Source organism: Colwellia sp. SU-HH01217 (assembly GCF_057543495.1).
On the sequence record NZ_BAAJLX010000001.1, the window covers coordinates 368,130 to 389,164 of the forward strand.

Sequence of the window (21,035 nt, forward strand, 5' to 3'; positions counted from 1 at the left end):
CCAAACCTTTAAAATTACCGCGCAAACATTAACGCAGTTAGGATAAAATCTAAACCTAAAACTAACAATGACGACTGCACTACTGTTGAAGTAGTCGCCCGACTAATCCCCTCAGAGGTCGGGTTACAGTCATAGCCTTTATAAACAGCAATCCAAGTAATAACAAAAGCAAATACCACGCTTTTGATAATACCATTTAAAATATCTTTCTGAAAATCTACTTGGTCTTGCATTACCGACCAAAAGGTTCCGCTATCAACACCAAGCCAATCAACACCTACAAGGTGTGCGCCTAATATTCCTACCATTGAAAAAATAGCGGCTAACAAAGGCAAACTGATAAACCCAGCCCAAAAACGAGGTGCTATTACTCTACGCAAAGGATCAATGGCCATCATTTCTAAACTAGATAACTGCTCAGTGGCTTTCATTAATCCAATCTCAGCAGTAAGTGCAGATCCTGCTCGACCAGCAAACAGCAATGCTGCAACTACAGGCCCCAGCTCTCTTAATAAAGACAGAGCAACCATAGGACCTAAACTTGCTTCAGCGCCATACCCGACAAGGATAGTGTAGCCTTGTAAGGCCAACACCATACCAATAAAAGTCCCCGAAACAACGATAATAACTAATGAGAGCCAACCAACCGCATAAAGCTGCTGAATTAATAAAGGAAAACCTTTTTTAGGATTAGGAAGGTGAAAAATTGCTGACGTTAATAAAATGACAGCTCGCCCTAGACCACTAATTAGTGCAAGGGTTTTTCTTCCTAATCCTTCCAATCGGGAAATAATTGCGTCCATTACCTGATCCCTTTATTCGTAGTATTAAGTAGCTCTTTTTGATAATCAGGCGCATTAAAATGAAATGGTACGGGGCCATCAGCCTCACCTTTTACGAACTGTTGAACGAGCGGCGATGAAGCTTGTAAAATTTGTTCTGGAGTGCCATGACCAATAATTTTTTGCTCTGCGATAATATAAATATAATCAGCAATACTCATGACTTCTGGGACATCATGAGATACAACTAACGACGTTAAACCTAACGCATCGCTTAATGAGCGAATTAATCGAACAATAACTCCCATCGAAATTGGATCTTGCCCCGCAAAAGGTTCGTCATAAAGTATAAGTTCTGGATCAAGTGCTATTGCACGAGCAAGTGCAACCCTTCGCGCCATACCTCCGGAAAGTTCACTTGGGAATAAATCTCGAGCGCCACGTAAACCTACGGCTTCGAGTTTCATTAAGACAATTTTTTCAATAATTTTCTCATCAAGTTGGCTATGCTCACGTATTGGAAAAGCAATGTTGTCAAAAACAGACATTTCAGAAAACAGTGCACCACTTTGAAAGAGCATACTCATACGCTTGCGCGTTTGATAAAGAGATTTTCGAGAAAGTTGTGGTATGTCTTGACCATCAAACAGAATTTGGCCCTGCTCTGGTTTTAGCTGTCCGCCAATTAATCGAAGTAAGGTCGTCTTACCTATGCCGCTTGGCCCCATAATTGCCGTGACTTTACCTTTAGGGATCGACAAACTAATGTCATCATAAATAACACGTTCTTCCCTTTTAAACGTGATGTTTTTAATCTCAACTAAAGTTTCAGACATGATTTCCTAATAAATAAGTAAAACGACAAACTCAATGTAATTATTTAAGTCCGCGAATAGTAACCTAGCAGACGAAATTGTTCATTAAAAATAATGTCGAATAGCGATAATATAACGCTAATATGGATAAAGTATTGTAAGAGAATGTAAAAAAATTGTGAATTCCTATTTTACATTAAGCTATGTCACGATAACAGCCCCCACTTTTACTTATTTTTAAGAGATCTACTGTTGAAAATCTGACCATTTTTAGCATCCTTTTATCTAAAAACTGGCTCAAAAATAAAAAGGTGCGTTTTTTTTGCCTTCATTGACGAATATTACTTTTGTTTTGCCTTACAACAAGGGACAATTTAGCCATGATATCTTTGTCGGTTGTATTACCTCAATCAATTCAGCTTAGATATAAATAATGGAGGATGAATGGTTATTCAGGTTTTAATTTTATTAATTGCTCTTGTCGTATTAGTCTGGAGTGCGGACAAATTTGTTATTGGGGCTTCATCTTTAGCAAGAAACATTGGTGTTTCTCCTATGATTATTGGCTTGACCATAGTCGCAATGGGGTCTTCTGCACCAGAAATGATGGTTGCAGCTTCCGCTTCTTTACAAGGCAGTCCTGATACCGCAATTGGTAATGCTATCGGCTCTAATATTACCAATATTGCTTTAGTACTAGGCTTAACAGTGCTGATTAAACCTATCGTTGTCTCTTCATCTATTATCAAACAAGAATTGCCTTTCGTACTATTATTAACCATAGTGACTTATTGGATGTTATCCGACAATATCTTTACCTTTGGCGAAGGCTTAATTTTAATGATAGGTTTCTTTGCTTTTATCGCGACACTGTTAATTAAATCAATTATTCAAAGAAAAAATAATGGCCCACAAGATCCTATGGTTTTAGAGGCTGAACAAGAGTTACCTGAAGGAACTACGACAATAAAATCTATCTTTTGGCTGGTCGTTGGCATGGGATTGTTAATATTGAGTTCGCATTATTTAGTAGAATCTGCGGTGTTTATTGCTAGAAATTTTGGTATTAGTGACTTAGTCATTGGTTTAACAATTGTTGCATTGGGTACTAGCTTACCAGAGCTAGCAGCAAGTGTGGCGAGTGTATTGAAAAAAGAAGATGATTTAGCATTAGGTAATGTAGTTGGGTCTAATATTTTTAATATTCTTGCAGTATTACCTTTTGCCGGGTTAATCGCTCCTGGTCCGGTAAATCCTGAAGCCATAACTCGAGACGTCCCGGTTATGATTGCACTGACCTTATTACTTTTTATATTATGTTTTAGTCGTAAATCAGGCGCTTTTAGGATGACACGTGTCAAAGGTGGGCTGTTATTTTTAAGCTTCTTTGGCTACCAAGCACTTTTGTTTAGTTAAATAATTGATATCAATAAGTACCCCTATGAAAAATTTTAAAGCTCTCGCCACTCAAGTCATTGAAATTGAGCAGCAATCAATTAACGAGTTATTACAGTATATTGACGATAACTTTGAGCTCGCCTGTCAGTTAATGTTTAACTGTAAAGGCCGCGTAATTGTTATTGGTATGGGTAAATCTGGACATATTGGTGGAAAAATTGCCGCCACTTTAGCCAGCACAGGTACACCTGCTTTTTTTGTACACCCGGGCGAAGCTAGTCATGGAGATTTAGGTATGATCACCAGCGACGATGTTGTATTAACCATATCAAACTCAGGCGAAACAGGTGAAGTACTAGCAATCATTCCTGTTATTAAGCGTATCGGTGCTAAACTTATATCTATGACAGGAAATTCTGCTTCGACACTCGCTAAACTTGCTGATACTCATATTTGTATAAAAGTATCTCAAGAAGCTTGTCCTTTAGGATTAGCTCCTACGTCAAGCACTACAGCCACTTTAGTTATGGGTGATGCGTTAGCTGTAGCTTTACTTAATGCCCGAGGCTTCACTGCAAATGACTTTGCTCTTTCTCACCCCGGCGGCAGTTTAGGTCAACAGTTATTATTACGATTAAATGACATTATGCATGTTGGAGAACGCTTACCGCTCGTCTCTAAAAACGCGCTCATTAAAGATGCTTTAGTTGAAATGTCGTTAAAAGGTTTAGGTATGACAGGCATTATTGACGATAACAATCAATTACTCGGCCTGTTTACTGACGGTGATTTGCGAAGAATACTCGATGCTAAAGTCGATATTCATCAAGACTTAATTACTTCAGTTATGACAACTTCCCCAACGACTGCAAATTCTGATATGTTAGCTGCACAAGCCTTAAAGATTATGGAAGATAAAAAAATTAACGGCTTAATTATTGTTGATGAACACAATATTCCTGTCGGAGCGATGAATATGCACGACTTATTAAAATCAGGAGTTTTATAATGGCCCCTTCATCAAGTAGTAATACCCTTTACGGTTTTGTTAACCCTGAGATTTTAAAAAAATCCCAACAAATAAAGTTACTCGTGTGTGATGTCGATGGCGTATTCTCCGATGGTCGTATTTACTTAGGTAATGACGGTGAAGAACTTAAGGCCTTTCATACCAAAGATGGCTTTGGCATAAAAGCATTAGGCGCAAGTGGTGTTGATATCGCGATTATTACCGGTAGAAAATCAAAAATTGTCTCTAATCGTATGCAAGCACTTAATGTCCATCATATTATTCAAGGTGAAGAGGATAAACTCCCTGCACTTAAAGCTCTAGCCATACAACAAAATATCCAATTAAATGAAATTGCTTATATTGGTGATGATGTACCAGATCTCGCTTGTATACAAGCCGTAGGTTTAGGAATTGCCGTTATGGACGCTCACCCAAGTGTGTTAAAACACGCTGATCACATCACCTTTATTCGTGGCGGTTTCGGTGCAGTTAGAGAAGTTTGTGACATGATAATGCTTGCCCAAGGCACATTAGCCGACGCTAAAGGTGCAAGTGTATGAGTCTACTGTCCAGATGGGCTATAGTCATATTTTTATTAGGTGCGTGCCTTTACGGGTTAACTGAATGGCGTAATGCCAATAAAAAACCAACAGATGCTATCGACAGCGATTTAGCACCAGACTTTATTGCTGAGTCGTTAAAAAGTGCGATTTATAATCCCGAGGGCACCTTGTCCCACGAAATTGAAGCAGATCGCATGGAGCACTATACTGAATTAGAGTTTACCCATTTTGAACTACCTAACTATACCTTATATCCAAAAAAATCAGGTTCACCATGGCAAGTTAGTGCAAAAGAAGCGACACTATATAATAACAATAGAGTAGTCTTAAAAAATACCATAAGAATTACCAGCACAGAGAAAGACTTTTTAATACAAGAAGTTCATGGTAAAACTTTAGAGCTCGACTTAACAACTAATATTATTAGCTCCAACCAAAAAGTGATTGTCTATGGCAAAAATTTTACTATGTATGGCACCGGACTAATTATTGATATAAACACAACCCAGATGACACTAACTGAACATGACAAAACTACTTTTAAAAAAGATAACAGCTAGTATACTTTTGCTTAGCTCGGCGATGACAACTTTCGTAATTTCGGCAAATGAAAAGCCAGATTTTGAACAAGAAATTATGATTTCTGCGGATCGTCAGGCTGGTGACTTGAAAAATAAAATTGCCAGCTATATTGGCGACGTTGTTATTCAGCAAGGTACTTTAACGATTAAAGCCGATTCAGTTAAAATTTATCAAGCAAAAGTTGATGAAGAAGTTTATGTTGCCAAAGGAAACCCAGCAAGGTTCGAGCAAACCCTAGCTGATGGTAGTAAAATATCACTCCAAGCAGACGAGATTACCTATGAACCGGCAATACATTCATTAGTTATCTCGGGGAATGCCCTGCTTCAACAAGCGGGTAGTGAAGTTAAAGGTAGCCAAATTACTTATAACACTCTTACCGAGAAACTTGATGCCATTGGCAATCAAAACGAGAAAACCTCAACCGTATTACAACCTCAAAAAAAGGTAACTCCTTAGTATATGACTGCGACACTTATCGCCAATGGTTTGGCTAAATCTTACAAAAAACGTTTAGTGGTTAAGGATGTCAGCTTAAAAGTGGCAGCAGGCCAAATTGTCGGGTTATTAGGGCCAAACGGTGCAGGAAAAACCACGTCTTTTTATATGATTGTCGGTTTAGTTCCCAATGACAGTGGCAGCATTGTCTTGAACGATGAAGATGTTACTCTATCGCCGATGCATGAAAGAGCACGCAAAGGTATTGGCTATCTACCTCAGGAAGCATCTATTTTTCGAAAACTATCCGTCACCGAAAATATCATGGCGATACTTCAAATTAGAAAAGAACTAACAGAGGTTGAGCGTGATGAAAAACTCGCACATTTATTAGAAGAGTTTCATATCAGCCATATCAAAGATAATTTAGGTATGAGTTTATCTGGTGGTGAACGCCGACGGGTAGAAATAGCAAGAGCATTAGCTGCCGATCCCAAGTTTATCTTACTAGATGAGCCTTTTGCAGGTGTTGATCCTATTTCAGTAGGCGATATAAAAAAGATTATTATCCATTTAAAAGAGCGTGGTATTGGCATACTTATTACCGATCATAATGTCAGAGAAACTCTCGATGTTTGTGAACACGCTTATATTGTAAGTCATGGTGAATTAATTGCCGAAGGTAATGCAGAACAAATACTTGCGAATCAACACGTAAGAGATGTATACCTAGGTGAACAATTCACGTTATAGTGATGGAATACAAATAAGTAAATTTATTTTAAGAAAAGACACCTTTTCTCAATAACGTAAACTATGCTTTATTTAAACTAACTAGGAAATTTATAAAGGTAAATGCGCCCTACATTACAACTCCGTATTGGACAACATTTAACCATGACACCACAACTGCAACAAGCAATAAAGCTGTTGCAGTTATCAACGTTAGATCTCCAACAAGAAATTCAAGAAGCGCTTGAAAGCAATCCACTATTAGAAGTGGATGAAAGTGGACCGGCTTCAAACGAAAATAAAGCGGATCATATAGAAGAAGGTCATAACCCTTCTGCAAGTGCTAATGAAAGTAAAACGAGTGACGGTAGTGAAGACTCCACCCCAACTATCGATGAAATTAGTACAACAGAAGCTATGGAAAAGAATGACATTCCAGATGAGTTAAATATGGACACAACTTGGGATGATTCATATAGCGCAGGAACAGCTAGCTCAGGTGTCAGTAACTCAGCACCATCAGAAGATTACACCTACCAAGGTGAAACTCAAGACTCTATTCAAGACCATTTACATTGGCAAATGCAATTAACTCCTTTTAGCGACACTGATAGAGCTATTGCAACTGCAATAATTGACGCTGTTGATGATGCAGGATACCTCACCGTAAGCTGTGAAGACATTCTTGAGAGTATTGCCAAAGAGGATGTCGAATTAGATGAAGTTGAAGCGGTATTGAAACGTATCAATATGTTTGACCCAATCGGTGTTGCTGCTCGTTCAATTGCCGATTGTTTATTGATTCAATTGAACCAATTTGAACCGTCGACACCTTGGATAGCTGAGTGTAAATTAGTTATCAGTGAACATATTGACTTACTTGGCAGCCGTGATTACCGCCAACTAATGCGCAAAACCAAGTTAAAAGAAGATCAACTTCGGGAAGTTATTCGTCTTATTCAAACGCTTAACCCTCGTCCTGGCGATGCGGTCATTAAAAGTGATGATCAGTATGTCATTCCTGATGTTTCTGTAGAAAAGAAAAATGGTCGTTGGATGGTTGAACTCAATCCTGATACCGCACCTAAATTATCTATCAATCAGCAGTATGCGGCATTAACTCGGACGATGAAATCTTCCAGTGATAATCAATTTATTCGTTCTAACTTACAAGAAGCTAAATGGTTCATTAAGTCACTTGAGCAACGCAACGATACCTTATTGAAAGTCTCAAACTGTATCGTGCAGCGGCAACAAGGGTTTTTTGAGCATGGGCCAGAAGCAATGCGCCCTATGGTGTTAAATGATATTGCCGAAGCTGTTGATATGCACGAATCAACCATATCGCGTGTTACCACACAAAAATATATGCATACCCCTAGAGGAATTTTTGAACTCAAATATTTCTTTTCTAGCCATGTTAGCACTGAAAATGGCGGCGAATGTTCATCAACGGCCATCAGAGCCTTAATTAAAAAGCTGATTGCCGCAGAAATACCGTCTAAACCATTAAGTGATAGCAAAATAGCAGAGCTTTTAGCAGATCAAGGGATCAACGTAGCTAGAAGAACTATTGCTAAGTACCGTGAATCTTTAACTATTCCGCCTTCGAATCAACGAAAAAGTTTACTTTAATACTATTTGAAATTTTTAATTAATAAGGATCTCGTTTATGCAAATTAATCTTACTGGCCACCATGTTGAAATCACGAGTTCTCTACGAGAGTATGTCAATAACAAATTTTCTAAATTAGAGCGTCATTTTGATCAAATCAATAACGCCCACATTGTGCTCACTGTAGAAAAACTCAAGCAAAGTGCCGAGGCAACCTTGCACCTTAAAGGTAGTGAAGTTTTTGCTTCATCAGCGAATGAAGACATGTATAAATCGATAGACTTGTTAATAGATAAACTTGATAAACAAATTTTAAAATACAAAGGCAAAGTCAATCACCATTAGATTGGCACAAGCTCACAATCACTTTTTTATTTGCTGATCCTACCCAGTGACAGTAACTAAAAAGGTGTACCAATGAATATTGATAAACCGCAGAAATATATGATGAAGTTGCAAGATATCCTAACCAAAGACTGTACCCACTGTTTAGTGAGTATCCATAGTAAAAAACGTATTCTTGAAGAAGTTTGCTCCATTGCGGTTAATAAAATTTCCGGCTTAGATCAGCACCAGTTACTTGAAAGCCTAATGACCAGGGAAAGAATGGGTAGCACAGGCATTGGTAATGGAATCGCGATCCCTCACGGGCGTATTCAAAGCGACCAAAAAGTAGTGGCCGTATTAATAACCACTGAACAACCTATTGAATTTGATGCCATAGATAATCGCCCAGTCGATATTTTTATCGCACTCTTTGTTCCCGAGGATTGTTGTGAAGAACACTTAAGTACCCTGCAAAGCATCGCTCAACTCTTTAGTGATAAAAATAACTGTAAGCAATTAAGAAAATGCCGCGATAACGAGCAACTCTTCGACTTTATCCAAACAATCAGTTAGTTAATAAACCTTTACGCCCTTTTTAATTGTAGGTAACAATATGAAACTTATCATCGTCAGTGGTCGCTCTGGTTCAGGAAAGTCAGTGGCTCTTAGAGTGTTGGAAGACTTAGGATATTACTGCGTTGATAATATTCCTGTTAATTTACTTCCTGCGCTTATTCACACGGTTATTAACGATTATGAAACGGTTGCCGTCAGTCTAGATGTGCGGAATTTACCAAAAGATCCTGATGATATTTCCGAAATCATTGATTATCTTCCCAATGCCGTAGAGCTCAATATTCTTTATCTTGATGCCAATAATAATGATTTAATTAAGCGCTTTAGTGAAACACGCCGCTTGCATCCGTTAATTAAACAAAATGTCGCGCTTGATCAAGCCATTTCATTAGAAAAAAAATTATTAGAACCCATATCAACACGCGCTGATTTATACATCAACACCAGCGAATTAAGCCCGCATCAACTTGCCGATTTAGTAAGAGAGCGTGTGTTAGGTAAAAAGTCAGGTTCTATGGTCTTAGTTTTTGAGTCATTTGGCTATAAACACGGCATCCCTATCGATGCAGATTTTGTCTTTGATGCCCGTTTTTTACCTAATCCATTTTGGGAAAAAGAGCTCAAAGGCATGACCGGGTTAGATCAACCTGTAAAAGATTTTTTAGCTAGCCAGCCTATAATTACTAAGTTTATTTGGCAAATAAACAGCTTTATGATGACTTGGCTACCTCACTTAGAGCGCAATAACCGTAGCTATGTAACTATTGCCATTGGCTGTACAGGTGGCAAACATCGTTCAGTTTACATTTCAGAGTTGTTAGCCAGTAACTTTAGAAAAGAGCGTAAAGATATTCAGACGCACCATCGAGATATTGAAGTGATGAGTAGCTAATTATTATTTACCATAAGTTCGAGCATTCAGCTCACATTACCTTATGACTTTAAAAAGAGCGTAGACTATGGAAACCTTCGAACGTGACGTTATCATTACCAATAAATTAGGTCTACATGCTCGTGCAGCAACAAAACTTGCTCAATTGAGTATGCAGTTTCAAGCAAAAATAACTCTAGTATTAGAAAATAAACAAGCAGACGCCAGTAGTATAATGGCGTTAATGTTATTGGCTGGCGCAAAAGGAAAAAGTGTTAAAATAATTACTCAAGGCGAAGATGCGCAAGCAGCCCTTAGCAGTATCACACAATTATTTACCAACAAATTTGACGAGTCTGAATAATCCTATCTGTTATTTTTATCGAGCCAATGATAAGAAAAAAGCTGCTAAAAACACAAAGTTGCGATAAACTTTACCTCTTATAAGGCGATAAATAATAACAAGCGTTATCATTATCCTACTAAATCAAGTGAAACTTAAACCGTTAACTATCCAACAGGGTAAAAAGTTAATATTAGCGTTGATTGCAATCTTACAAGTACACTAAATCAACCATCCTAAACCATTAACTTATATCTATTGTGTTAAATTGAGTAAGCCTTTCACTTAGCATTACTTTCCAGAATTTAGATGAATTAAGGCTGATATATGCCAGAAATATCAGAAGAAATCAATCAACAGCGCTTGCAAGAAGTTAATGAAGCACTCGGCAGCGGTATGTTTGTTTCCGTACGTAAACTTCTTCAAAATATGCCTGCGTACGATATAGCACTCATCCTTGAATCCTCCCCAGGTAAAACACGCTCAGTATTATGGCAGTTAATCGATCCAGACAATCATGGTGAAGTACTCGAAGAGCTCAATGAATCGGTTCGTAAAGGCATCCTCAAAAGCATGCGGCCTGAAAAACTGGCAGCTGTTGCCGAAGGCATGGACGTTGATGATTTAGCCGAAGTTTTAAGAACCCTGCCTGACGCAGTTTACCGTGAAGTGCTCAACAGCATGGACAGTCAAGATAGAGCAAGGGTTGAAGCCGCGCTTTCTTTTGGTGAAGACACTGCTGGTGGTATTATGAATACAGACACCATCACGCTTCGTCCTGATGTGTCTGTTGATGTTGTTTTAAGGTATTTAAGGTTAAAAGGTAAGCTACCTGATGCAACCGACTCTTTTTATGTGGTTAATCGCGATGATGTCTTTAAAGGCGCGGTATCATTATCTTCATTAGTCACAGCAAAACCTGAAACCAGCATATCGTCGTTAATTGATAAAGAAATACAAGCCGTATCCGCGGATATGGAAGAAGCTGCCGTTGCCCAACTCTTTGAGCGTTACGACTGGTTATCAGCACCTGTCATTGATGATGAAGGTCGATTATTAGGCCGTATTACAATTGATGATGTTATCGATATAATCCGTGAAGACGCTGAACATACCATGATGAGTATGGCAGGTTTAGATGATGAGGCGGATACCTTTGCTCCTGTTGTAAAAAGTACTCAACAACGATCCGTTTGGCTGGGGATTAATTTAGTTACCGCGTTACTCGCCGTTGCTGTTACCAGCTTATTTGAAGGGGTATTTGAGCAACTTGCCATTCTTGCCGTACTTAACTCCCTTGTGCCAAGCATGGGCGGGGTGGCAGGCAACCAAACCTTAACCTTAGTTATCCGAGGAATGGCATTAGGCCATATTGGCGATAGTAACTCTCGCGCCTTATTAACTAAAGAGCTCGCCATCGGCATTTTAAATGGTGTTATTTGGGCTTTATTAATTGCTAGTGTTGTTGCACTGTGGAAGCAAGATATGATGTTAGGTGGAGTCATTGCCTTTGCTATGTTGATGAATATGACCGCCGCAGGACTCGCGGGCGTACTAATCCCCTTGGGCTTAAAGCGTATGAACATAGATCCAGCGCTTGCAGGTACTGTATTACTGACCACAATAACCGATGTGGTTGGTATATTTGCCTTTTTAGGTACCGCTACTTTACTGCTTACCTAACGACCTTGTGTCTTTGAACTTAAATATCAAAACTGAAAAATCACAAAAAAATGGGGAAGCTTCAACGCTTCCCCATAATTATACCAATCTCACTAACTAGGTGGTCATTTCTACTGGTTAAAATAATGCAGTACTTCGTTATTTATTCTTCGTATAAAGTAGCTCACCTAATTAACCTGATGTGATGGTATTTAACGCATCATTAATTGCCGGCAACCTGCATTTCTTCAATAATTATCGAGCCAGTTCTAATACTTCCATGCATATCAACATCACTGCCCACAGCAACTAATCCTTTAAATATATTTTGTAAAGTACCTGAGATTGTGATCTCTGAAACTGGGTAGGCAATCTCGCCATTTTCAACCCAAAAACCTGCTGCTCCTCGCGAATAATCGCCTGTTAACACATTTACGCCTTGTCCCATTAATTCAGTGACTAATAAACCAGTACCTAGCTTTTTTAACATCGCCTCAAAATCACCACCATTAGCAGACACCAACCAATTGTGTATACCGCCAGCATGACCTGTAGTCGTTAGTCCTAACTTACGAGCTGAATAACTTGTTAACAAATAGGTATCTAACTCACCACTTGTAATAATACTACGATCTTGGGTTTGTACCCCTTCACTATCAAAAGCACTACTGGCTAGTGCCTTTTTCAAATGTGGTTTTTCTTCGATAGATAAAAACGATGGAAAAATTTGTTGACCAAGAGAGTCCATTAGAAATGAAGATTTTCGATAAAGGTTTCCACCACTGATAGCAGCAATTAAGTGACCAAAAATTGTATTGGCGATGTCAGAGCGAAACATAACAGGCACTTTACCAGTCGGTAACTTTTGAGCATTTAATCGAGAAATAACTTCTTTCGCTGCCTTACGGCCAATGCTTGCACCACTGTCGAGCAAATCAAAATCACGATTGACACTATAAGCATAATCTCGCTGCATTTCATCGCCGTCTGAGGCAATAGATACACAACTTAAACTATGACGTGAACTAGGATAACCAACTAATTGACCATGACTGTTCCCATAAACCTTAAAACCTTCGAAGCTATCTAACGAGGCTCCGTCAGAGTTAGTAATACGCTTATCAAAAGCTAGCGCTTCATTTTCACAAGCTTTAGCGAGTTCAATCGCTTCTTGAGTACTAAGGTCTTTAGGGTGATATAAATCAAGATCAGGCGGATCCATCGCTAATAACTGTTTATCGGCTAATCCTGAACAATCATCAACAGAGGTATATTTAGCAATATTAACCGCTGCTTGTACGGTTTTCTTTAATGCGCTTTCTGATAAATCAGCGGTAGAGGCACTACCTTTTCTACCGCCTTGATAAACTGTAATCCCTAACGCGCCATCATTAGTAAATTCAACATTTTCAACTTCACCTAAACGAGTTCCAACACTAAGTCCTTGCGTACGGCTCATGGCAACTTCAGCACCATCAGCCCCAAGAGAATCGGCTAATTCAAGTACTTTAGTTACACGCTCTTTGACTTGTTCGAATTGGTTAATAAGGCTGTTTTTTTCTGTCATTTTGATTATTTTCTCTGCGTTAATTACCAGTTTTTTACATATTTTCTGGTTTGAGATCTAATATGGCTATATTGCCTTTGCTAGTTTGAGTTATACTAAGGACAATAATTTATATATTGCTATTGATGATCAACATTATGCCCCAGTCTGCACCCGATATCGACGAATTAGAAGAAGAATTAAAAAGTAAATCAGAAATAAAAAGAGAAATGCATAAAATGCAGGACTTTGCTCAGTCGTTAGTCGATATGTCTAAGCATCAACGCAGCAAAATTCCATTAACCGACGAGTTACTCGCTGACATGATATTAGCGGATAAAATCAAAGGTAAACATGAAGCTGTTCGCCGCCATGTAAGACATATAGCAAAAGTATTAATGGAAACAGATCTTGAGCCTATTTATCAGGCAATAGATGTGATGAACAACAAACATCAGCAAGAAACAGCTAAGTTTGTTCGTTTAGAAGGTTTAAGAGATGCATTAATTGAAGGTGATAATCAAACCGCTGAAGACGTTTTAGCACAAAACGATAAAATGGAACGTCAAAAGTTCAAGCAGATCATTCGACAAGCGAAAAAAGAAAAGAAAGCTGAAAAAATAGGTAAGCACACACTTGAGTTATTTAACTACCTTAAAACCAATGTAGAAAATCATTAAGACTTTTATTGGCTTTATTTTAATCTCTTTGCTATTGCTTTAACTATCTTTGTTATTAGACGAAAAAACATAAAATGAGCAGCCCAGATAAAGCACAAAATAAGTTAGCCTCCAACGCGGCATTAGCTTCACTGCTTAACCTGACCTTTTTACCCGGTTTTGCTTTTATTTGGCTGCTTTTGGTAAAAAAACAATCGGTTTCTTCAAGCCTCGCCCATTATCATATTATGCTAGGTATTAAACTTAACCTTGTTGCCTTTGTCGTATTAGGGATTGTATCTATAGCAATGGTGATAATGGGTGGCTTTCATTCGGCATGGACTTGGGTTTATGTGATTACCTACTTCACCTTTGTTCATACCACCTTTATTATCATCGCGATATGGGCGCTGACACGCGCTTGGGCGGGTTTAAAGCTTAACTAAGCTGAGCTCACAAATATTTCTCTAGCAGCTATTTTTCAATGTATTAACCATATATCAAACCGAGTTCATATTAAAAAGCACCGTACTTACTTGACTCATGAGCCTCAATCTAATTTCGGCTCATGTTATCGACAACTTTAAGAGTTATTGCGTTCCACCAATAGTCATTTCATCAACTTTTAATGTCGGCTGACCAACTCCTACAGGCACACTTTGACCATCTTTTCCGCACACACCTACACCTGCATCTAACTTAAGATCGTTACCTACCATAGAGACATTCTTCATCGCCTCTGGGCCACTGCCTATTAAAGTCGCCCCTTTAACAGGAGAAGTTATTTCGCCATTTTCGATTAAATACGCTTCTGATGAAGTAAAAACGAATTTTCCAGAAGTAATATCTACCTGTCCACCGGCAAAATTAGGTGCATAAATACCTTTTTTCACTGACTTTATAATATCTTGCGGATCACTCTCACCTGCTAACATATAAGTATTAGTCATTCTCGGCATCGGTAAATGTGCATACGATTCACGTCGACCATTGCCTGTCGGGTTTACTCCCATTAATGAGGCATTATGTTTATCTTGCATATACCCTTTCAAGATCCCTTTTTCAATTAACACGTTGTACTGCCCTGGCGTTCCTTCGTCATCAATATTTAACGAGCCTCGACGATTAGCCATAGTGCCATCATCAACAATAGTACAAAGCTCAGATGTCACTTGCTGACCAACTTTTCCAGAGAATGCCGATGAACCTTTACGATTAAAATCGCCTTCTAAGCCGTGACCAACCGCTTCATGTAATAATACACCAGGCCAGCCTGCGCCTAATACTACCGGCAAAACGCCAGCGGGAGATTCAATCGCCGCCAAGTTCACTAAGGCTAAGCGAACAGCTTCTTCAGCGTAATGTTGATAACGAGGTTTACCACCTTCTACTTCAAAAAAGTAACTGTAATCAGTACGTGCACCACCACCTGAACCGCCTCGTTCACGTTTACCGTTTTCTTCTACTAGTACAGAACAATTTAATCGAATAAGTGGTCGTATATCTGTTGCGTAAGTGCCATCACTCGCCGCCACAAGAATTTTTTCAAATACGCCTGTTAAACTTACAATGACTTGTTGTACACGTTTATCGGTAGCACGTGCATGGGCTTCCACTTCATGCATTAAGGTAATTTTTTGCTCTTGCGTTAAGCTCGATATTGGCTCAACTGATTGATAAGCACTGATACCTTTTTTCGGTGCAAAAATTTGCACTCGATCGCTATTACCACTATCAGCAATACTCTTGGCAGCCTCAGCAGCTTTCGTTAACGAGAAATTAGAAATATCATCAGAGTAGGAAAAACCTGTTTTTTCACCAGAAATCGCTCTAACGCCAACACCACGCTCGATATTGTACGAGCCTTCTTTTACGATACCGTCTTCAAGCATCCAAGATTCGTGTTGACTCGACTGAAAATATAAATCCGCTAAGTCAATCTTATTTTGATAGATACTACTCAAGGTTTGGTTTAAAAAATCTCTGTCTAAACCACTATCATTAATCAGCTCTTGTTCAACACTGCGATCAATACCACTACTCATATTAATTTAACTCAACTGTAAACTTGTTATGTTCATGCACAGGAATTGCTGCACGAACTTGATTGATTTCTTCTTGTCGGTATTCACTACTAATAAAGCCTTCACCTGAGGGCTTACAAGCTAATATTTCTCCCCAAGGGCTGATTATCATACTATGCCCCCAAGTTTCCCGACCGTTTAAATGTACGCCTTCTTGAGCAGCAGCTACGATATAGACTTGGTTTTCAATAGCTCTAGCTTGCAACAAAGCTTGCCAGTGTGCTTTACCGGTGACGCGGGTAAAAGCACTAGGAACTACAATAATAGTTGCACCTTGCACGCTTAACTGTCGATATAACTGTGCAAAACGCACGTCGTAACAAACCGACAAGCCAATATTTACTGGTCCACATTTTACATTTTCGACGGAGGTACCCGCCTGCGTATACTTAGATTCAAGGTAATTTTTTTCATTATCGTTAACATTAACATCGAACAAATGAATTTTATTATATTGCCCGATTAATTCGCCTTGCGGTGAAAAAACACAACTAGCATTAGTAAATTTATCACCACTTGATGACAATAAAGGAATTGTGCCGGCAATTAAGGTAATCCCAAACTGTTGGGCTAATTGGGCTAATGCCTTAACGAGTTGATTTGACTGTTGCGTCTGTTTTGCTAACGTTAACTGCTCTGAATCTTTACCACCAAAAAACAAACAACACTCAGGTAATACTACAATATGCTCATTATCTTGTGTTATGTCTGGATCGCACAACAAGCTTAACTGCTCAGTAATAACTTTGATGTTCTCTTCAACATTCGGCACTGAGCATAATTGAATAGCAGAAAGCTTAACCATCTATTTCATCCTTGTGAGCAGCTAACACTTTAGAGTGATCGCTAGTTTTATTTTCTTTGAATTTATTTTGTGGCACCTTTTTTTCTGCCGGCGTTACATCATTAATTAACTTTGGAGGCTGAGAGCTGCCAACACTAACGTCTTGGTTCTTACGGTTAACTTCACGAACTACAGGACTATCAAGATCTCCTGTAACTTCAAAGACAACTTCATAAATGACCGTTGCAGTAATAATTTCATTAATAGCAAGCCCTGTTAAAAACACCACAGGATTTAATGTCGCAATCCAAGCTATGGTGGGTAAACTTGAGGTTAAGTTCGGCTTGTAATTCATACGATAATCAAGCAATCCCGTAGCTAAATTAGTATTACCTTTAACAGCTAAATCACCTGCGGCACCTTTCATCGCGGTATTTTTGGTATACATAACACCATTTTTTATATCAAAATCACCAGAAATGCTGCTATAAAACATGCCATCACTGAAAATATCTCGAAAATCTAATTTAAGCTTACGCGCCAACGATCCTAAGCTTAAAATAGAGGCAACCCGAACGCCTTTATCATCAACATCAGATAATACGCCATCATCCAATTCAGTATTTAATTTGCCATTGAGTTGGCTTAACTGAAAGTCTTGTGGCCCACCTTGCCAATTTAACGAGAAATCAATCTCCGCACCACTTTCTTTAACACTAGAAGCAAAGCCAAGTTTTTCCATTTCAAACTCAATATCATTAACTGCTAACTGTCCAGATATTTGGGTTTTAGACAACCATTTTTCAGTTTTATTAACGTCAACACTCTCATTAAATAGCCATTGACCATTAAGGGATAATTGGCTTTTATCACGACTAGCAGTAAACTTATCTAACACTATTTTTGTCGGTTCAGGCCGACTTAATTCAAAACTTAATTGACCAAAATCAACCTTGCCAAATTGACAACTGCCACAGATAAACAACATAGGTGGAATACTGGAAAACAATGCTTTATTTTCAGCCAATGCCTCATTCAATCCTAACACTTCACTTGACTGTGCTGTTTCAGACATATCGTGTGCAAGATGCAGAAAATCTGCATTTACCGCTATACCGTCTGCTAACCACGAAGGGTAAAATTTAACTTCCGTTCTCGCTTCTTTAGCATTAAGTTGTAACAACCACCAATTGTTTTTATCTAACACATTAAACGATACATCGGTTAGCGTTTGCCCTAACACATTCAATTTATTGATTGAGCCACGAATACGTTCAGGTTTAGCAATTAGCGGCTTAACCAATGATGGCCGATTAAGTGTTTGTTGACCGGTTTGAGCAGTTTGCACTACGTCATTATCTTCTTGGCTCTCATCAATACTGTCGAGTATATCCATTACAAAGGGTTGCCAACTGGCAAAATCTGCTTCTTCTAATGCAGAAGTAATATGGAAACCATCCATAGGTAATAACATTTTTTCATTACCTAAAATCAAATGTGCTCGAGAGAAATAAATTGGCGAGCTGTTACCTTTTTCAACACTCGCTGTTGCTTGATCATACTGTGCTTGTTCTGTTGTTGCTTGGTGGTTTAATAATCCGTAAAAACTTAATTGCTCTCCCATTGCCACTTCAATAGTTGAACTATCTAACGCACCAGAAATATGGGCATTAAAAGCAACTTTATCATCAGCAACTTTTTGATAAGGTGCAGGTATAGCTAAATTTAATCCCTGAAAGTTTGATTGCACATCAAAATTATATGAAAAACCGCCATCGTGATGTGAATTCAGCACTAAATTTCCTTGCCAGTTTACATCTCCTTGTGCATAACGTTTTAAAGCAGAAGGCACATGTGCTAACCACTCTTTTTGTTGCCAATAGCCATTGATATCAATTTGTGTTTTAAAATAACCTTGCTTATCACTTGCATCAACAGACAGTGTTAATGGCATACCTTGCCATACCACCGATAATTTGTTGGTTTTAATTACATCGTTTTTAAAGGTTAACTGACCGTTTAGTGCGCTAAAATCCATCTTTGGTGATTGAAGCGCTAATAAATTATCAGAAAAGTTAATGATCCCTTCTGCAATAACTTCATCAGTTCTGTTAAGCGGTAATGACAAGTTAAAATGCCCACTAATATTTTTACTTATGACCAGTTGTTCTAACGTTTTGCCAACTGAGTCGGCCAGTGAGCTATGGTTCATTAATTGAGTAACATTAGCAGGGTTAACTTCTTTTAAGGCAATATCAACGGTAAGTACCGGATCGCCTGACAAATCGGCAATTCCTACTTCCACGGTATTAATATCAAGACCAGATAATTCACCACCTCGGGCAGTAATCATCATGCTGTTGTTAGTAAAATTTAAATTCGCGTCTAACTGAGTGATGTTTGCCCAGTCATCATCAAAATTAAACTGACTGTTAGTTAGCTCTGCATCTACGGTGAAAATACCGCTTTTATCCTCAAATGGGAAATGAGAAAACGCGCCGTTATACATCACTAATGCTTGATCGATATCACCAGAGACTAAACCGTTTTTCAAATATCTGACCAAGCTTTCACTCATCGACGTTAATGGAAAATAGTGATGTGCAAATTCAACATGTCCATTAGTCACACTCGCTAACAAAGACATAGTAGCCAAACCTTCTGTTGGCACATCAACACCTAGCTGTGCAGATAAGTTTAGTTCTTTAGAATCTAGCGCTAATTTTTGTGTCTTAAGATGCCAGCCTTGATCGCTAAAATTAACCGTTAAATTAGTCTCTAGATGTTGATATGGAATAGGTTTAACAAAATGATGCTGAAAATCCAACGCGCCTTGTTGAGCAGTTAAACTAAGTTGTAACTGCTGATTAGCAAATAAAAGATCACCAGAGCTATTTATAAGCCCAGGAATACCTTGATAAAATTTATTCGAAAAATCATTAAATTCTGCTGCAACTTGATAGTTATCGTTAACTTTTTGAAAATATAATTCATTAATACTTCCTTCTAGAGATAACGCTTCTACCATAGCTCTCATGTTATCGTCGGCAGAAAACAAAGGAAATAAACAGGTTAAACTAAATAAGTCAACATACGATAAATAAGCAAAAACTTGCTCTTGATCACGATTAACTTCAATTGATAATGGCTGCCATTCTTGGTTATTAGCGCTAAACTCAATCGCTGATGAATTAATAGTAAAATGATTCCAATCGTTAAGGTTAGCAAAAAGCACTTGGCCATTGTTTAACGCAAAGCTGTGTTTTTTATTGTTATGTTGCCAATTAACTTCACTGTCATCAAACGCTACTTGAAGCTGTTCAGCCAGCCCATTTTCAACAGTTAACCATGCTGAAAAATTAATCGATGAATGCGTTTTTTCATTTTCGATAACAAACACTTTATCTAGCCAAGGGGTAATGTTTAAATTATTACCCTGTAAAAATAAGGTGCCTGAAATGTCTTGGCTATTATTCCCTTTTACATCGAGCTGTAACTTTAAGTTATTCGACGTTAAACCATCAACAATAACATCAGCTTCAGCCAGATGGTGGCTATCCATGTTTAACCAATTCAACTCATTGATTAAAAAGGTGCGTTGACGGCTGCCATTATTAATGACGACTTTACTGTCGATTAGTGAAAACTTGGCAATTTGTTCATAGAAAAAATCGGCGAGTTCCGATAAAGCGGCCAAATCGTTACTGGATTGATTATTGGCAGTTATCTGGGGAGCGATGGGCTGCGCTGAAGTTTTGCCTAATAAAAAATGTCGCTCAAAAGTTAGTAATGCACCCGTGAGAATAAATTCGTCAGTTATTAGTTGTTGCGCGAGTAAACTGCGCCAAAAATCCAGTCTTACCTCGATGCTTTCAATTTGAAAATCGACTGGGTTTTCATCCTTCATTTGGACATTATTGGCAATTAGAACTGGGCCTATTTTGTGCCAACCCATTGATAGCGTACCAATTGAGAGGTTGCTGTCGTAAGTTTCATTAATATAGTTTTCAACATCTTGGCGATAGTTTTGTGCATACGGTAGCAGCAAGCGTAATGCGCTAATTAACACAGCAAAAAGTACCAAAAACACCGCAAGGCTTTTATAGACTCTGTTTAACCAGCGATTTGAGATCTTAGATACCGTCAAAATTTATTGACCTTACTTGATTGACTGCTTTGTACTTTTGGCAATTAACTTATTTTACTACGTTTGCACTTAAATAGCATGTTGCGCTATTTAAAGGTT

The 21,035-nt window shown here is 38.4% G+C and carries 20 protein-coding genes; 14 read left to right on the forward strand and 6 right to left on the reverse strand.

From position 1 onward, the window contains the following. Positions 1-14 precede the first annotated feature (14 nt). Positions 15-803, reverse strand: a complete 789-nt coding sequence (gene mlaE / locus AC27G3_RS01565) for a lipid asymmetry maintenance ABC transporter permease subunit MlaE (protein WP_487118135.1) — start codon at positions 801-803, stop codon at positions 15-17. Next, entirely contained in the window at positions 803-1,618 is an 816-nt protein-coding gene (mlaF, locus tag AC27G3_RS01570; protein WP_487118136.1) for a phospholipid ABC transporter ATP-binding protein MlaF, read from the reverse strand. The genes mlaE and mlaF overlap by 1 nt, the downstream gene beginning before the upstream one ends. Positions 1,619-2,041: 423 nt before the next feature. On the opposite strand from mlaF, the gene AC27G3_RS01575 reads away from it, so the two are divergent. The 12 genes from AC27G3_RS01575 to mgtE all read left to right on the forward strand — a co-directional run bounded on the left by AC27G3_RS01575 (position 2,042) and on the right by mgtE (position 11,737). Further along, a complete protein-coding gene (locus AC27G3_RS01575; protein ID WP_487118137.1) occupies positions 2,042-3,013 on the forward strand; it encodes a calcium/sodium antiporter in 972 nt (323 codons plus the stop codon). Between the two features lie 25 nt (positions 3,014-3,038). Next, a complete protein-coding gene (locus AC27G3_RS01580; protein ID WP_487118139.1) occupies positions 3,039-4,004 on the forward strand; it encodes a KpsF/GutQ family sugar-phosphate isomerase in 966 nt (321 codons plus the stop codon). After that, entirely contained in the window at positions 4,004-4,567 is a 564-nt protein-coding gene (gene kdsC / locus AC27G3_RS01585) for a 3-deoxy-manno-octulosonate-8-phosphatase KdsC (protein WP_487118141.1), read from the forward strand. Before AC27G3_RS01580 ends, kdsC begins: the two co-directional genes overlap by 1 nt. Beyond that, on the forward strand, positions 4,564-5,130 hold the full coding sequence (lptC, locus tag AC27G3_RS01590; RefSeq protein ID WP_487118143.1) for an LPS export ABC transporter periplasmic protein LptC: 567 nt from the start codon (positions 4,564-4,566) through the stop codon (positions 5,128-5,130). The genes kdsC and lptC overlap by 4 nt, the downstream gene beginning before the upstream one ends. A gap of 22 nt (positions 5,131-5,152) precedes the next feature. Beyond that, positions 5,153-5,611, forward strand: a complete 459-nt coding sequence (gene lptA / locus AC27G3_RS01595) for a lipopolysaccharide transport periplasmic protein LptA (protein WP_487118145.1) — start codon at positions 5,153-5,155, stop codon at positions 5,609-5,611. A gap of 3 nt (positions 5,612-5,614) precedes the next feature. After that, a complete protein-coding gene (gene lptB / locus AC27G3_RS01600; RefSeq protein ID WP_487118147.1) occupies positions 5,615-6,343 on the forward strand; it encodes an LPS export ABC transporter ATP-binding protein in 729 nt (242 codons plus the stop codon). A gap of 102 nt (positions 6,344-6,445) precedes the next feature. Beyond that, positions 6,446-7,957: an RNA polymerase factor sigma-54 gene (locus tag AC27G3_RS01605; RefSeq protein ID WP_487118149.1), complete on the forward strand. Its 1,512-nt coding sequence runs from the start codon at positions 6,446-6,448 to the stop codon at positions 7,955-7,957. Positions 7,958-7,994: 37 nt separating this feature from the next. Next, positions 7,995-8,282, forward strand: coding sequence for a ribosome hibernation-promoting factor, HPF/YfiA family (hpf, locus tag AC27G3_RS01610; RefSeq protein WP_487118151.1), 288 nt, complete (start codon positions 7,995-7,997; stop codon positions 8,280-8,282). A gap of 72 nt (positions 8,283-8,354) precedes the next feature. After that, complete coding sequence (gene ptsN, locus AC27G3_RS01615) at positions 8,355-8,837, forward strand: PTS IIA-like nitrogen regulatory protein PtsN (protein ID WP_487118153.1); 483 nt, start codon at positions 8,355-8,357, stop codon at positions 8,835-8,837. A 40-nt stretch (positions 8,838-8,877) separates the two neighbouring features. After that, on the forward strand, positions 8,878-9,732 hold the full coding sequence (gene rapZ / locus AC27G3_RS01620) for an RNase adapter RapZ (protein WP_487118155.1): 855 nt from the start codon (positions 8,878-8,880) through the stop codon (positions 9,730-9,732). 67 nt (positions 9,733-9,799) lie between these two features. Next, positions 9,800-10,075, forward strand: coding sequence for an HPr family phosphocarrier protein (locus AC27G3_RS01625; RefSeq protein WP_487118156.1), 276 nt, complete (start codon positions 9,800-9,802; stop codon positions 10,073-10,075). Positions 10,076-10,381: 306 nt separating this feature from the next. Beyond that, a complete protein-coding gene (mgtE, locus tag AC27G3_RS01630; RefSeq protein WP_487118158.1) occupies positions 10,382-11,737 on the forward strand; it encodes a magnesium transporter in 1,356 nt (451 codons plus the stop codon). 202 nt (positions 11,738-11,939) lie between these two features. Here mgtE and pmbA read toward each other — a convergent pair whose 3' ends face one another. Then, positions 11,940-13,289 carry a metalloprotease PmbA gene (gene pmbA / locus AC27G3_RS01635; protein WP_487118676.1) on the reverse strand — a complete coding sequence of 450 codons (1,350 nt, stop codon included), beginning with the start codon at positions 13,287-13,289 and terminating at the stop codon, positions 11,940-11,942. Between the two features lie 131 nt (positions 13,290-13,420). On the opposite strand from pmbA, the gene yjgA reads away from it, so the two are divergent. Both yjgA and AC27G3_RS01645 read left to right on the forward strand, forming a co-directional pair. Next, positions 13,421-13,942: a ribosome biogenesis factor YjgA gene (yjgA, locus tag AC27G3_RS01640; protein ID WP_487118160.1), complete on the forward strand. Its 522-nt coding sequence runs from the start codon at positions 13,421-13,423 to the stop codon at positions 13,940-13,942. 74 nt (positions 13,943-14,016) lie between these two features. Continuing rightward, positions 14,017-14,367 carry a hypothetical protein gene (locus tag AC27G3_RS01645; protein ID WP_487118162.1) on the forward strand — a complete coding sequence of 117 codons (351 nt, stop codon included), beginning with the start codon at positions 14,017-14,019 and terminating at the stop codon, positions 14,365-14,367. Positions 14,368-14,511: 144 nt separating this feature from the next. Here the strand turns inward: AC27G3_RS01645 and tldD are convergent, their stop codons facing one another. Genes tldD through AC27G3_RS01660 form a run of 3 tightly spaced genes read right to left on the reverse strand, consistent with a single transcriptional unit; the run spans position 14,512 to position 20,936 of the window. Further along, positions 14,512-15,966 (reverse strand): metalloprotease TldD, encoded by a 1,455-nt coding sequence (gene tldD, locus AC27G3_RS01650; protein WP_487118164.1) that lies wholly within the window; start codon positions 15,964-15,966, stop codon positions 14,512-14,514. Position 15,967: 1 nt separating this feature from the next. Continuing rightward, a complete protein-coding gene (locus AC27G3_RS01655) occupies positions 15,968-16,810 on the reverse strand; it encodes a carbon-nitrogen hydrolase family protein (RefSeq protein ID WP_487118166.1) in 843 nt (280 codons plus the stop codon). After that, positions 16,803-20,936, reverse strand: a complete 4,134-nt coding sequence (locus AC27G3_RS01660) for a YhdP family protein (protein WP_487118168.1) — start codon at positions 20,934-20,936, stop codon at positions 16,803-16,805. The genes AC27G3_RS01655 and AC27G3_RS01660 overlap by 8 nt, the downstream gene beginning before the upstream one ends. Between the last annotated feature and the right edge of the window lie 99 nt (positions 20,937-21,035).

Excerpts from the sequence above, each read along its gene's own strand:
- rapZ (WP_487118155.1), top strand. The coding sequence starts at position 8,878 with ATGAAACTTATCATCGTCAGTGGTCGCTCTGGTTCAGGAAAGTCAGTG.
- mlaF (WP_487118136.1), bottom strand. The coding sequence starts at position 1,618 with ATGTCTGAAACTTTAGTTGAGATTAAAAACATCACGTTTAAAAGGGAA.
- AC27G3_RS01580 (WP_487118139.1), top strand. The coding sequence starts at position 3,039 with ATGAAAAATTTTAAAGCTCTCGCCACTCAAGTCATTGAAATTGAGCAG.
- AC27G3_RS01645 (WP_487118162.1), top strand. The coding sequence starts at position 14,017 with ATGAGCAGCCCAGATAAAGCACAAAATAAGTTAGCCTCCAACGCGGCA.
- yjgA (WP_487118160.1), top strand. The coding sequence starts at position 13,421 with ATGCCCCAGTCTGCACCCGATATCGACGAATTAGAAGAAGAATTAAAA.
- lptB (WP_487118147.1), top strand. The coding sequence starts at position 5,615 with ATGACTGCGACACTTATCGCCAATGGTTTGGCTAAATCTTACAAAAAA.
- AC27G3_RS01605 (WP_487118149.1), top strand. The coding sequence starts at position 6,446 with ATGCGCCCTACATTACAACTCCGTATTGGACAACATTTAACCATGACA.
- ptsN (WP_487118153.1), top strand. The coding sequence starts at position 8,355 with ATGAATATTGATAAACCGCAGAAATATATGATGAAGTTGCAAGATATC.
- hpf (WP_487118151.1), top strand. The coding sequence starts at position 7,995 with ATGCAAATTAATCTTACTGGCCACCATGTTGAAATCACGAGTTCTCTA.
- mlaE (WP_487118135.1), bottom strand. The coding sequence starts at position 803 with ATGGACGCAATTATTTCCCGATTGGAAGGATTAGGAAGAAAAACCCTT.
- AC27G3_RS01655 (WP_487118166.1), bottom strand. The coding sequence starts at position 16,810 with ATGGTTAAGCTTTCTGCTATTCAATTATGCTCAGTGCCGAATGTTGAA.
- lptA (WP_487118145.1), top strand. The coding sequence starts at position 5,153 with ATGACAACTTTCGTAATTTCGGCAAATGAAAAGCCAGATTTTGAACAA.
- lptC (WP_487118143.1), top strand. The coding sequence starts at position 4,564 with ATGAGTCTACTGTCCAGATGGGCTATAGTCATATTTTTATTAGGTGCG.
- mgtE (WP_487118158.1), top strand. The coding sequence starts at position 10,382 with ATGCCAGAAATATCAGAAGAAATCAATCAACAGCGCTTGCAAGAAGTT.
- tldD (WP_487118164.1), bottom strand. The coding sequence starts at position 15,966 with ATGAGTAGTGGTATTGATCGCAGTGTTGAACAAGAGCTGATTAATGAT.
- AC27G3_RS01575 (WP_487118137.1), top strand. The coding sequence starts at position 2,042 with ATGGTTATTCAGGTTTTAATTTTATTAATTGCTCTTGTCGTATTAGTC.
- AC27G3_RS01625 (WP_487118156.1), top strand. The coding sequence starts at position 9,800 with ATGGAAACCTTCGAACGTGACGTTATCATTACCAATAAATTAGGTCTA.
- kdsC (WP_487118141.1), top strand. The coding sequence starts at position 4,004 with ATGGCCCCTTCATCAAGTAGTAATACCCTTTACGGTTTTGTTAACCCT.